Here is a 13066-nt window from a genome sequence, read left to right on the forward strand (position 1 = left end):
CTGACCAAGAAGCTCGAAGAACTGAAGAACCAGGCCCTTGAGCGCTTCGACCGCATCGCCACGCTGTTCGAGAAGGTCCACAAGATCTACGACAAGGAAGGCTATGGCACGCCGGCGTACATGAAGGCGCAGAAGGCCTTGTCGGACGAGCTGATGACGATCCGCTTCACCGCCAAGACCATCGAAAAGCTGTGCGACATGGTGCGCAACCAGGTGGACGACGTGCGCAAGAAAGAACGCGAACTGCGCCGCATCATCGTGGACAAGTGCGGCTACCCTCAGGACAACTTCATCGCCGACTTCAGCGGCCGCGACAAGGCCGGCAACCCGGCGCCCTCCCAGCTGCTGAACCTCAAGTGGATCGAAAAGCAGGCGACGGCCGGCAAGCCCTGGAGCGCGGTGATGGGCCGCAACATCCCTCCGGTGCAGGACCTGCAGCAGAAGCTGACCGACCTTCAGATGCGCGTGGTGGTGCCGCTGGACAAGCTGAAGGACATCAACAAGCGCATGAACGAGGGCGAAAGCACCTCGCGCGGCGCCAAAAAGGAAATGATCGAGGCCAACCTGCGCCTGGTGATCTCGATCGCGAAGAAATACACCAACCGCGGCCTGCAGTTCCTGGACCTGATCCAGGAGGGCAACATCGGCCTGATGAAGGCGGTGGACAAGTTCGAATACCGCCGCGGCTACAAGTTCTCGACCTACGCCACGTGGTGGATCCGCCAGGCCATCACCCGCTCGATCGCGGACCAGGCCCGCACCATCCGCATCCCGGTGCACATGATCGAAACCATCAACAAGATGAACCGCATCAGCCGCCAGCACCTGCAGGAGTTTGGTTTCGAGCCCGACGCCAGCGTGCTGGCCGAGCGCATGGAGATCCCGGAAGACAAGATTCGCAAGATCATGAAGATCGCCAAAGAGCCGATCTCCATGGAAACCCCCATCGGCGACGACGACGACAGCCACCTGGGCGATTTCATCGAGGACAGCGCCAACACCGCGCCGATCGAAGCCGCCATGCAGGCCGGCCTGCGCGACGTGGTCAAGGACATCCTGGACAGCCTGACTCCGCGCGAGGCCAAGGTGATGCGCATGCGCTTCGGTATCGAGATGTCCACCGATCACACGCTGGAAGAGGTTGGAAAGCAGTTCGACGTCACCCGCGAACGCATCCGGCAGATCGAAGCCAAGGCGCTGCGGAAATTGAAGCATCCCAGTCGCTCCGACAAACTGCGTAGCTTTATTGACACGATTTAGGGGAAAACCCCAGAGAATATTTGGACAGCCAGTAAACCGTTTGCTAAAGTGCGGCGTTGAGGTAGGACCCGATAGCCATTCTGGATAAGGGTATACAAGTCCTCTAGCCCAATATTCAAGGAAATCACATGAAACTCAAACTGACTCTGCTTGCCCTGATCGCAGGTGCCTCCATGGTTGCTCAAGCCCAGACGCCTGCCGCCGCTCCTGCTGCTTCCGGCGCCAAGGCTGCCGCGCCGACCCGCGCTGAAGTGAAGGCTGAAGCGACCGCCGCCAACAAGGCCGGCACGATCGACGCCTCCAACACCGCTGGCTCCAAGGTGGAAAAGCCCGTCAAGTCGGACAAGTCCCGCGCTGACGTGAAGAAGGACACCGCTGCTGCCAACAAGGGCGGCAAGCTGGACAATCCGGATGCGGACGGTTCTGGCAAGGTTGCCAAGCCCGTCAAGTCGGACAAGTCCCGCGCTGAAGTGAAGGCAGAAACCGCCGACGCGAACAAGAAGGGCGCGATCGAGAAGAACCCCGGTCAGCCGAAGAACTAATTCCTGACACCCGTCAGTGAATCCGCAAGGGGCCCCATCGGGCCCCTTGTTCTTTTTGGCGGCGCAGTCAACGCTACCGTGGGCAAGTGGGAATTCCCTGGCGGACCCTCGCAGGTGACTCCAGTAGGGTGCGCCGCCTGACTATCGCAAAGGTGACACGCGATGGCGGCAAGCTCTCAGATGATTTTCGCCTATGCCCCGCCGAAAACTCCGGCCAAACCCGCGAGAACACCATGAACAACGCCACTCTTTCTGCCTTCACATCCCTGCGCACCTTGCTGTCGCTGGCCCTCGCCAGCAATCTCCTGCTCGGCTGCGCCAGTGCCCCACAGGTTGAAATCCCGACTTCGGTGCCGGAGATCAGGCCTGGCATCCTGACCGGCTACCTGCCCCGCAACGCCTTGCCCGACAGCCTGGCCCTGCTGCCGCCACCGCCCGCGCCAGGCTCGGCCGCCCAGGCGGCCGATGAAGCGGCCTTCCTGGCCACGGTGCCCTTGCGCGGCACGCCACGCTGGGCGCTGGCCGCTCGCGATGCGAACCTGGTCTTTCCCAAGGCGGCTGACGCCTTTTCCTGCACCCTGGATGCGCCGATCGGCCCTGACACCACGCCCAACCTCTACATGCTGCTGCGTCGCAGCCTGACCGACGCCGGCCTGGCGACCTACGGAGCCAAGGACCACTACAAGCGCACCCGCCCCTTCGTCGCCAACAAGGCACCAAGCTGCACACCCGCCGAAGAAGCCATGCTGGCCAAGGATGGCTCCTACCCTTCGGGGCACGCATCGCTGGGCTGGGCCTGGGGCCTGATCCTGGCAGAGATGGCGCCGGAGCGTGCCAACGCGCTGGTGGCCCGCGGCCAGGCCTTTGGCCAGAGCCGCGTGATCTGTGGTGTGCACTGGCAGAGCGATGTCACCCAGGGTCGGATCATCGGTGCCGCCACCGTCGCCCGCCTGCATGCCGATCCGGTCTTTCGGGCGCAATTCGATGCCGCTCGGCAGGAACTCGCCGTCGTGCGGGCCAAGGGCCTGAAACCGGCCGGCGACTGCGCGGCCGAGGCCGCCGCCCTGAAACCCTGACCCCGCCTTCCCGTCCGCAGCCCGCGCAAGCCAGGCGCTGAGGGCGCGACGGCGCTGGACCACGGCGTGCGCAGTTCCTCCCAGGTTGGACGCGCCGAAGCCCGAGGTTTACACTGGCCTTCACACCCGCGAAGCCGGAGCCCCGGGTTGCAGCGATTCAACCAACCTGAGATACGCCGTCGATGAACTCCCCCAGGCCCAACAAACCATTCGCGATGATCCGCGAATTTCATCTGGCCGACTGGTTCACTCTGGCCAATGCCGTCTGCGGAACCGGGGCCCTGTTCTCGGTCATGACGTACCTGCAGACCTGGGATCTGCGCCACATCCAGTTCGCATGCGCCCTGGTGCTGTTTGCCCTGATTTTCGACGTGCTCGACGGCCGCATTGCGCGCTGGCGGCAGGTGTCTTCGGCGCTCGGACGGGAACTCGACTCGCTCGCCGACGTGATCTCGTTCGGCGTGGCGCCGGCCATGATCGCCTATGGCTGCGGCATGCAAGGCGCCTTTGACCGGATCATCCTGGTGTATTTCGTCGCCTGCGGCGTCTCCCGCCTGGCCCGCTACAACGTGACCGCGGAAGAGCTCTCCGGCGGAACCGGCAAGGTGAAGTATTTTGAGGGGACGCCGATACCGACGTCGATCTTTCTGGTGGCCTTGTTGTCGCTGGCCGCCTGGAACGGCTCGATTGGTCCGAACCTCTGGTTTGGCGAGGTCTGGATCGCCGGCTTCCGGCTCCACCCTCTGGTGCTGGTCTTTGCGCTGTCGGGATCGCTGATGATCAGCCGCATCCGCATCCCCAAGCTGTAAGCGGAAGGCGGCCGGCAGAACCCCACCTGCCGCCCTCACCGACCGGATCAGTTCAGGTCGTCATCTTTCCAGAACTTGCTTCCTTCGGCGGCGATGCCGACCTTGATGCCGTTCTTGGTGAGGGTATAGCTCAGTGCACCCGTTTGCTGGCCGGCAGCAGCACCTGCCGAAGAACCACCGGCGCCGGCCTGGACCGATCCCCCGATGCCACCCACCCAGCCTTTGGCGATGAAATCCGCCAGACCCTGGGCGGTGTTGAAGATGATCAGGGTTTCGGACCCGGAAAGGCCGATCTGGACGCCGGCGCTGGCCTGGGCCATGGACATGAACACGTTCTTCTTCGTCTTGTTGTCGTGGGCCACACCTTTGCCGCCGGCACCGCCGACCAGGAAGCTGATGCCCGCCGTGCTGAACACCGCATAACCGGGCGCCTTGCCAACAGCTGCCTTCAGGGCAGGGTCTTCCTTGTAGAACTTTTCCAGCGAGGCCTGCGTGGCCTTCAGGACTTCAGCCTGTTTTGCCGCCTTGTCACCTTGAGCAAAGGAATTGCCGCTGAGCAGCGACAGGATGACAGCCGCAGCGGCGAAAAATTGGTGGAGTTTCATGAAAGTCTTTCAGTAGTTTCGACATTGGATCGCACTGCATCGGCCGGATTGCCCGATCACGCGACCCTTGGAGTTTACGGGCTCCCCTGCCGCTGTCAAATCCGCGCCTCCACGACGGCGACACGCTATCCTTGGACCCATCCCGGCGCCATCACCGAGCCTCAGATTGCGCATTAGATCCACCGACTGCTGCCCAGCATGCACCCAACTCTGTACCGCCCCGCCCTTGTTTTGACCACCGCTCTGGCGGCCAGTCTGCACCTGCTCGGATGTGCGTCCGGCAACGCGGCCGACGCACCGCCCTTGCGTCTCGACGCAAGCAGCTGGGTCGTGGCTGCCCTGCGCGGGAGCGCGCTGGTCACCGGCCAGACCGTGACCCTGCGCTTCGAACAGGGCCGGGTCACAGGGTCCGACGGCTGTAACCGGTACAGCGCCGCTTACCGGCAGGACGGCCCGGCGGATCTCAGCATCGACCCGTCGACCCATATATCGACCCAGATGGCCTGCCCGCCGCCGGTCGAACAGATCGCCAGTTCCTACCGCCTGGCGCTGGCGCAAACCCGGAACGTCCGACTGGATGCCGGCCGCCTCGTGCTGCTCGATGGCAACGGCCAGAATCTGGCCACTTTGGAGGCACAGGCCACCGGCCTTGCCGGCAGCCAGTGGCAGGTGACGGCTGTCAACAATGGCCGCCAGGCCGTGGTCAGCGTTGCGCCGGGCTCCGAACTGCGTCTGCGGTTCGGAGCCGACGGCGCGGTCAGTGGTTCGGCCGGGTGCAACAGCTTTTCCGGCTCGTACCAGACCCACGGCGCCTCCGTCACCTTCGGTCCGGTCGCCACCACCCGCAGGATGTGCAACACGCCGGCGGGAGTGATGGAGCAGGAAGGCCAGTTCCTGAAGGCCCTGCAAAGCGCGACGGCATGGCGCCGCGAAGGTGACCGGCTGGAATTGCGCACCGCAACGGGCGCCCTGGCCTTGAGCCTGCAGGTATTGGAGGAAGGCCGGTGACGAACGGCCAAGCGCGGAGCGGGACCCTGGCAATTGCGACTACCATTGTCGGCCTTGCTGTCCATCCCGTCTCGGGGACCAGAAAGGTGATCCACCGATGATTCGCAACGCATCAAGCGCCTGCACCGTCACCGCCCGCCTGGCGGGCATGGCTGCGGCCTTTGCCGTTGCCGTCGGGCTGCTCGGCGCTTCCTTGCCGGCACGCAGCCAGGGCAGTGGGATGCCCACACTGCCCGGCCTGTCCAAACTGGCAAATTCAGGACCGCCCGGCATTGCGGCTTCCGCGGCAGGCACAGCCACTTCGTCGTTGAACCCTGACAAGGAGCGCGAACGCCTCAACAGCGAGCTCGTTGAGGTGCGTGGCTGGAACGATCAATTGAGCGACGGCGACACACCGGCCGCCGTGCCAGTCGGGATCTCCAAGGACGAGATCGCCCAGGCGGTGCGCAAGCTGACCCAATGGGCCATTGCGAACGAAGGCAGCCTGCGCGCCCTGGCTGGCATCCAAACCGCGCGCGCCGAGCTGGCCGCCATCCACGCCTTGGAGAGCGCCTGGAGTGGGCCCGGCGGCAAGCCGCCCTATTCGATCCTGATGGTCGACGACTGGGCTCGGGATGCGGAGTCCCGGCGCATCAAGATCGCGTCGATGGAAGCCACCAACCGCATGGGCGAGCGTGAACTGGTGCGCCTGGGCGAGGCATCCAAACAGGCGGGCAGCGCGGTGCGGCGCCTGGAAGAAGCGGCCCGGACCGCCAAGGTGCCGGACCAGGCGGCAGCCGCCTGGCGGGTCAAGGCCGCCCAATGGACGGAAAAGGCCGAGGGCGCCACCCTGGCCGCGATAGCCAATGACCGGCAATGGACCACGGACAAGATTGCCGTCGAGCAGGCGCAACTGGGGCTGTTGACGCGCAAGCTGGGTGCCGTGGCGGGTCAGGTGAGCTTCACCACCGAAGACCTGGAACAGATTCGCCGCATCGAGCAGACCCGCAGGGCCCACCTGGAAAAGGAAAGTGTCCAGGCCACGGCGGCCGTGCAGCAGCGCACCCGCGAATTCGAAGCCACCACCTTGGCGCTGCAGAAGCTGCGCGAGGCGCAGCCGGCCGCTACACAGGAGGCGCTGGACGTGGCCGAGGCCCGCCAGCGCGCGGCCCGCACCGCGCTGGACACCAGCCGGCGGGACATCGAGATGCTGGCCAATCTCGAATCGTTGACGACAGCCTCAGTGGGATTGTGGAAACTGCGCTTCGATGCCCTCAATGCCACCGACGCCGATCGCCGTCGGGAGGCCACGGCGGCACTGCGCAAAGGCCTCGAGGACACGCGGGTCTGGAAGACCTATGCCAGCGGGCAGATCGCGGTGGTCCAGTCGGAGCTGGGCGAGCAGGCCATCCGGCGGGAACGACTCGGCCAGTCGCCTGAAGTTGTCCGGTACGAAGCCGCCGCGACCGACTCACTGAACCAGCGCGCCCTTCGCATGCAGCAACTGGAAGACGAAATCGACCGCGTCGACCGCGCACTGCGCCGCTGGGTCGATGAGATCGGTGGCACGGTACGCGAACTCCCATGGAGCGAACGCGCCGCACTGGCCTGGAGCCAGATCCGCAGTGCCGCACGCTCGGTCTGGCAGTTCGAACTGTTCTCGGTCGAAGACACGGTCGAGCTGCAGGGGCAGAAAGTCAACGTCTCGCGCGGTGTGACCGTGGGCAAGAGCGTGGGCGCGGCTCTGTTGTTCATCTTCGGATACCTGATTGCGGGACGGCTGGCGCGGCGCCTGGAACGCACACTGACCCGTCACTTCGGCGTGGATCCCGCGCAGGCGCGCACCGTGCGCCGCTGGTCGCTGACCCTGGTGGGCTTCATCCTGCTGGTGCTGACGCTCAACCTGGCGCAGATCCCGTTGACCGTCTTCGCCTTCATGGGCGGTGCGCTGGCCATCGGCGTCGGCTTCGGCACGCAGACCATCATCAAGAATTTCATCAGTGGCCTGATCCTGTTGATGGAGCGCCAGATCCGGGTCGGCGACATCGTCGACATCGATGGCACCACCGGCACGGTCACCGAAGTCAACCTGCGCTCGTCCACCATCAAAAGCTTCGACGGCGTCGCCGCGATCGTGCCGAACTCGACCTTGCTCGAAGGCAAGGTGACCAACTGGACGATGAGCGACCCGAAGGTGCGGCGCATCGTTCGCGTCGGCGTCGCCTATGGCTCCCCCACGGACGAGGTGGCGCGGCGCATGCTGGAGTGCGCGCAGCGGCACGGGCTGGTCGTGAAGAGTCCGGAGCCGCAGGTGATGTTCGAGGACTTCGGCGACAGCAACCTGGTCTTCGGGCTGTATTTCTGGATCGACGTGCAAGCCGGAACCAGCGGACAGGTGGTCATGAGCGACCTGCGCTTCATGATCGAGAAGAGTTTTGCCGAAGGCGGCATCTCGATGGCCTTCCCGCAGCGCGATGTGCACCTTGATTCCCCCCGGCCGCTGCAAGTGGAACTGATTCGTCCGACCCCGTAACTCGACAAAAAATCAGGGCGAAAGGCGCGACGCCTTTTCGCCTGACGGTGGCAGCCGGCGACACCTCTGCTCGAACGTTTTCTTCCCGCAACGGCTCCGGACGCCTGCCCGTCTGCACCCACGGTGTGACGGCGAATCGAAGGATGGTCTCATTACGCTTCTGGATTCGCCCTTCAGATCCGGCAAGCGGCACCTTCATCCCGGATTTGCGCCAAATCAACCATTTCGCTCAATCACCGGGCCGGGTACCTGCCCATGATGCAAATCAATCCTATTCCCACCCTCGGATCCTACGATCAGCGCCGGTGAGTCATCCACAGCGGTGTGGCGCGGCGAATACTCCTTTTCGGCGCACGCAACCTGGGTCTGACCTGCGTTCCTGATCTGCGCTGGAGTACGAATGTGATACCGAACCCGAAGTCAAGACACGATTCCTGTCCCGTGCAGGGGCCCGACGCGCCAGCGCAAGCTGCGCCGGCGACCACCGCCCCATCCGTCACCTCCGGTTCGCGCCGCAACTTCCTGATCGGGGGCGGCATGCTCAGCATGTCCTCCCTGATGGGTGCCGCGGCGCTGATGACCCAGTCCGATGACCCGAAAGCCGCCACCTCATGGGCCGAGCACTTCCAGGGCAACTACCGGCTCATGACGCCGGAGGAAAAGGCCGAGGCCGCGGCGCGCCTGGCGCGACGCTATACGGCGCAGTACCGCAAGGATGTGACCGTGTCCACCACCGAGGCGGCGCCCGGCGTCCTCATGGGCTATGCGCTGAACATCCGCAAGTGCATCGGCTGCCGCCGCTGTGTCAAGGCCTGCGTCGAGGAAAACAACCAGTCCCGGGGGGAGAAGCCTGGGGAAAGCATCGAGTGGATCCAGGTTCTCAAGATGGAGCGTGGCGAATTCTCCAAGGACAAGATGGACAAGGGCTACCCGGAGGGCCTCGGCATCCAGGTGGGCGGCAACGCCTATTCCGCCGCCGGCCAGGTGCTCGAAGGCCAGTACCACTACGAGCCCGAGGCCGTTCCCGAGAAGGATTCCACCTACATGCCGATTGCCTGCATGCAGTGCGAGAAGCCGCCCTGTGTGAAGGTGTGCCCGGTGCGCACGACCTACCGCGAGGCCGACGGCCCGGTGGTGATCGACTACAACTGGTGCATCGGCTGTCGCATGTGCATGGGCGCCTGCCCCTACTGGGCGCGCCGCATCAACCTGACCACGCCGGTCCTTCCCAAGGAAGAGATGAACCCGGTGACGCACTACCTGGGCAACCGGCCGCGCATGCGCGGTGTGGTCGAGAAATGCCACTGGTGCCTGCAGCGCACGCGGCAAGGGCGCTATCCGGCCTGCGTCGAGGTCTGCCCGGTCGGTGCGCGCAAGTTCGGCAACCTGCTGGACCCTGAGAGCGAAGTCAGCCTCGTGCTCGCCCGCAAGAACGTGTTCCGCCTCAAGGCCGAACTCAATACTTTCCCGAAGTTCTTCTACTTCTACGATTGAGGAGCGGCATCGTGGTCAAACTCGTCAACTTCACCGTCGACTACATTCGCTATGTCGTCAAGGGCGGGACCAAGTTCTATGCCTGGATGGGCATCCTGGCGCTGTTGAGCGCGGGCGCTCTGTATGCGTTCTACCTGCAGAACACCGAAGGGCTGATCGTCACCGGCATGACCAGCCAGATCCATGACGGTCTGTACTTTGCCAATCTGGTGTTCCTGGTCGGCGTGGCAGCCGGCGCGGTGACCATCGTCTTCCCCGCCTATGTGTACCACCACAAGGCCATGCACGAAGTGACGGTGCTCGGCGAGATGCTGGCGATCTCGGCGGTCTGCATGGTCATGCTGTTCGTCTTTGCCCACATGGGGCGCCCGGACCGGCTCTGGCACATGCTGCCGTTCATCGGCATCTACAACATGCCGGGCTCGATGCTGGCCTGGGACGTGATCGTGCTCACCGGCTACCTGATCCTGAATTTCGCCTGCGGGTTCTACTACCTCTACGCGAAATACACGGGCACCCCGGTGAACAACCGGATCTTCATGCCGCTGGTGTACATCTCCATCGTCTGGGCGTTGAGCATCCACACCGTCACCGCCTTCCTGATCGCCACCATGCCCGCACGGCCGATGTGGTTCCACAGCATGATGCCGATCCGCTTCATCACCACGGCGTTTGCGGCGGGGCCCTGCCTGATCATTCTGGCGTTCATGATCATCCGCAAGAACACGAAGATGTGGATCCAGGACAGCGCCATCAACCTGCTGGCCGACATCATCACCTGGTGTCTGGGCATCGCCCTGTTCCTGACGATGTCGGAAATCGTCGTGGAGCTGTATGCGCGCACCGAACACGCCAACGGCCTGTACTACCTGATGTTCGGCCTGCACGGCCTGACCAGCCTGGTGCCCTGGTTCTGGAGCTCGCTGGTCCTCATGATCGTCGCGTTCGTGATGTTCCTGATTCCCGGCGTGCGCCGCAACTACAAGCTGCTGCCCATTGCCTGCGTGCTGGCCTTTGTCGGCATCTGGATCGAAAAAGGCATGGGCCTGATCGTGCCCGGCTTCATCCCCTCGCCGATCGGTGAAGTCACCGAATACCACCCCACCCTCATCGAATGGGTCATGACCTTCGGCAACTGGGCCATCGGCTTCCTGATCCTGACCATCCTGCTCAAGGGTGCCATCGGCATCCTGACCGGCGAGCTCAAACTGGGCGGCAGCCAGGCCGCCAGGCCTGCCGGGCTGTCCGGACGCCCCCACACCGCCCCCAGCGCATGAAGGGGAGGCTGACATCATGAAGAAACTGACCTCTGGTTCATTGATTCTGGCCCTCGGCTGTGGCCTGCTCTCAGCCGCGCTGGCCCAGACGGCGCCCGCTGCCCCAGCCGCTGCGGCATCCGCCGCACCGGCCACTCCAGCCCCCGAAGTGACCTGCTTCGAAAGCCGCAAGGGCGCGTCCGAAGTGGTGAAGAAAGACCTGAGCCCCGGCCTTCCCAATGTGAAGTGCTCCTCGCGAACCGGTGCCGTGCTCTGGTGGGGTGACCCCTTCGACGGCACCGTGCCCATGGGCGACGTGCCGCTGTTGACCAAGATCCCCGCTGGCAAGGCCGTCGTCAAGCCCCGCACCGAGAAGCTCAACCTGCTGGCCGCCTGCGGCACCGGCTGCCACAACGGCGTGATTCCGCCCACGCTGCCGACGACCAAAAAGCCCACGCCGATTCCCACCATGGAAGCCATGCTGCCGGACGCGAAGAACTTCCAGCACGGGCGCGGCGGCATCTGGTGCCTGGACTGCCACCACACCACGCAGCGCAACAAGCTGGTTGACAACTTCGGTGACCCGGTCAGCTATGACCAGCCGCAGCTGCTGTGTGGCAAGTGCCATGGCGACAAGCTGCGGGACTGGCGCGACGGCATCCACGGCAAGCGCATCGGCGAATGGGCCAGCACCGGCAAGAAGCGCTGGTTCACCTGCACCGAATGCCACAACCCGCACAACGTCCAGGATGGCATGAGAAACCGCGGCTTCATCCAGATCGCACCGGAGGCGCCGCCGCAGCTGCCCCACGGCATGATCGACGCCAAACACGAACTCCGGCATGGCGTCGCCCACTGAGCCAACGCCCACACCGGACGATCCGGACCTGGCCCCCGTCGTCGGCCAGGGCCGGGGCGACCCGACCTGGATCGCCCCGGCCCTGACCGCGTCGGAAAAAACCCGCCACGTCGGCAAGACCAACGTCTTCTTCGGCCCGCCGCTGGCCATCCTCTCGGACGGACAGAAGAACACGCTGGAGATCAGCGGCAAGCTCAATCGCACCGCCGAGCGCTATCTGGAGATCCTCCAGTGGCATGGCCTCACACTCACCGAGCCCGAGCGCCAGTGCCTGGCCCACATCTGCCACATCGGCTTCATGTCGCCGCTGGAGATCCGCGAACTGCCGATGGAAGTCACGCTGACGCGCTTCACCTGTGAAGGGCTGGACAAGCCCGCGCTGGCAGCCAAACTGGAGGCCGCCAGCTTTGCCGACCTGGTCGCCGTGGTGGAGTCGCTGGGCTTCTGAGCCCGCTGCCGCGTGCCCGTAAGATCCGCGCCATGAACCCGTTTCCCTGGGACCCGGCCTACGCCGTGGGCCATGACACCCTCGACGCGCAGCACCAGCACCTGCTGGCGCACTGCGCCGCGCTGGCGAATCCGGACGAGCCGGCGCAGGCCGGATTCCGGCACCGGCTCCAGGCGCTGCTGGCGCTGGCGGACGAACACTTCACCACCGAAGAAGCCGTGCTCAGCCAGTGCGCCTACCCCGACCTCGACGAACTGCAGGCCGAGCGCCAGGAGTTTGCCGACCTGGTGGCCGATCTCGTCACGCCGGAACACTTCAACCCTGACGAGCTGCAGCGCTTCCTCGGGCTCTGGTGGGTGGGCCACATCATGGGCTCGGCCGAGACCATGCGCCTGTTTCTGGCGCCCCGAAACCCCTGATCCACGCCTCCAGCGGGCTCCCGAGAGGCATTTTCAAGAGAAAATGGCCTCATCCCGGCGCAGAATGGTCATAGTCTGCTATCAATAAAGGAATAAAAAAGCCCGCCGGCTGGCGGGCTTTTTCCGTGGGAGACGGCGCTCAGGCCTTCTTGGCCACCAGCGTCAGGATGTCATAGCTGGCCACCAGCTCGCCGTGCTGGTTTTTCACTTCCACGTCCCAGGCCACCACGCCCTGGCCGTTGCCGTTGGCATCCTTCTTGTTGCGGTCGATCTTGCGCTTGCAGGTCAGGCGCACCTGGATGCTGTCGCCGATCGCCACCGGCTTGACGAAGCGCAGCGTGTCCAGCCCGTAGTTGGCCAGCACAGGGCCGGGCTCGGCCACGACGAACAGGCCGGCCGCATCCGACAGCACCAGGTAGCCGTGCGCGATGCGCTGGCCGAAGGGTGAGGCCTTGGCGGCTTCGTCGTCGAAGTGCATGTAGAACATGTCGCCGGTGAGGTGGCCGAAGGCGTGCACGTCCTCGTCGCGGATCACGCGTGCGGGGGTGAGCAGCGACTCGCCGATCTGGATCTCCTCGAAGTGTCGGCGGAACGGGTGCACGCCGGTCTCCAGCACCTTGGCGCCGCGCACGTATTCGCGCGTCACGGCCGTCAGCATGGTGGGCGAGCCCTGCACGGCCGCGCGCTGCAGCAGGTGGGTGACGGCGCGCAGGCCGCCCAGCTCTTCGCCGCCACCCGCGCGGCCCGGGCCGCCGTGCTTGAGCACCGGCAGCGGCGA

General features: G+C 64.7%; 13 protein-coding genes. 11 read left to right on the plus strand and 2 right to left on the minus strand.

Translation table 11 applies throughout. The annotated features are described in order from the left end of the window. The 4 genes from rpoD to pssA form a co-directional block, all read left to right on the plus strand. On the plus strand, positions 1 to 1260 hold a 1260-nt coding region (rpoD, locus tag ACMUOY_RS19325; protein WP_413894368.1), incomplete at its 5' end, for an RNA polymerase sigma factor RpoD. 128 nt (positions 1261 to 1388) lie between these two features. Next, entirely contained in the window at positions 1389 to 1802 is a 414-nt protein-coding gene (locus ACMUOY_RS19330) for a DUF4148 domain-containing protein (RefSeq protein WP_413894369.1), read from the plus strand. Between the two features lie 233 nt (positions 1803 to 2035). Further along, on the plus strand, positions 2036 to 2878 hold the full coding sequence (locus ACMUOY_RS19335) for an acid phosphatase (RefSeq protein ID WP_413894370.1): 843 nt from the start codon (positions 2036 to 2038) through the stop codon (positions 2876 to 2878). A gap of 182 nt (positions 2879 to 3060) precedes the next feature. Then, positions 3061 to 3687, plus strand: coding sequence for a CDP-alcohol phosphatidyltransferase family protein (gene pssA, locus ACMUOY_RS19340; RefSeq protein WP_413894371.1), 627 nt, complete (start codon positions 3061 to 3063; stop codon positions 3685 to 3687). Between the two features lie 47 nt (positions 3688 to 3734). Here pssA and ACMUOY_RS19345 read toward each other — a convergent pair whose 3' ends face one another. Continuing rightward, a complete protein-coding gene (locus tag ACMUOY_RS19345) occupies positions 3735 to 4292 on the minus strand; it encodes a YSC84-related protein (RefSeq protein ID WP_413894372.1) in 558 nt (185 codons plus the stop codon). Positions 4293 to 4490: 198 nt separating this feature from the next. Between ACMUOY_RS19345 and ACMUOY_RS19350 the strand changes: the two genes are divergently transcribed. The 7 genes from ACMUOY_RS19350 to ACMUOY_RS19380 all read left to right on the plus strand — a co-directional run bounded on the left by ACMUOY_RS19350 (position 4491) and on the right by ACMUOY_RS19380 (position 12288). After that, on the plus strand, positions 4491 to 5300 hold the full coding sequence (locus ACMUOY_RS19350) for an META domain-containing protein (protein WP_413894373.1): 810 nt from the start codon (positions 4491 to 4493) through the stop codon (positions 5298 to 5300). A 97-nt stretch (positions 5301 to 5397) separates the two neighbouring features. Continuing rightward, the gene (locus ACMUOY_RS19355; RefSeq protein ID WP_413894374.1) at positions 5398 to 7812 is read left to right on the plus strand and encodes a mechanosensitive ion channel domain-containing protein; all 2415 of its coding nucleotides are present in this window, start codon (positions 5398 to 5400) and stop codon (positions 7810 to 7812) included. A gap of 441 nt (positions 7813 to 8253) precedes the next feature. Beyond that, the gene (locus tag ACMUOY_RS19360; RefSeq protein WP_413894375.1) at positions 8254 to 9306 is read left to right on the plus strand and encodes a 4Fe-4S dicluster domain-containing protein; all 1053 of its coding nucleotides are present in this window, start codon (positions 8254 to 8256) and stop codon (positions 9304 to 9306) included. A gap of 11 nt (positions 9307 to 9317) precedes the next feature. Then, a complete protein-coding gene (gene dsrP / locus ACMUOY_RS19365) occupies positions 9318 to 10583 on the plus strand; it encodes a sulfate reduction electron transfer complex DsrMKJOP subunit DsrP (RefSeq protein WP_413894376.1) in 1266 nt (421 codons plus the stop codon). A gap of 16 nt (positions 10584 to 10599) precedes the next feature. Further along, the gene (locus ACMUOY_RS19370; RefSeq protein ID WP_413894377.1) at positions 10600 to 11421 is read left to right on the plus strand and encodes a hypothetical protein; all 822 of its coding nucleotides are present in this window, start codon (positions 10600 to 10602) and stop codon (positions 11419 to 11421) included. Beyond that, a complete protein-coding gene (locus tag ACMUOY_RS19375; protein ID WP_413894378.1) occupies positions 11405 to 11869 on the plus strand; it encodes a hypothetical protein in 465 nt (154 codons plus the stop codon). Before ACMUOY_RS19370 ends, ACMUOY_RS19375 begins: the two co-directional genes overlap by 17 nt. A 32-nt stretch (positions 11870 to 11901) precedes the next feature. Continuing rightward, the gene (locus tag ACMUOY_RS19380; RefSeq protein ID WP_413894379.1) at positions 11902 to 12288 is read left to right on the plus strand and encodes a bacteriohemerythrin; all 387 of its coding nucleotides are present in this window, start codon (positions 11902 to 11904) and stop codon (positions 12286 to 12288) included. Between the two features lie 139 nt (positions 12289 to 12427). Here ACMUOY_RS19380 and ACMUOY_RS19385 read toward each other — a convergent pair. After that, a partial coding sequence (locus tag ACMUOY_RS19385) for a MaoC/PaaZ C-terminal domain-containing protein (RefSeq protein WP_413894380.1) occupies positions 12428 to 13066 on the minus strand: 639 nt, incomplete at its 5' end.

Origin of the sequence: Candidatus Skiveiella danica, assembly GCF_022705245.1 — a bacterium.
GTDB lineage: Bacteria > Pseudomonadota > Gammaproteobacteria > Burkholderiales > Burkholderiaceae_C > Skiveiella > Skiveiella danica.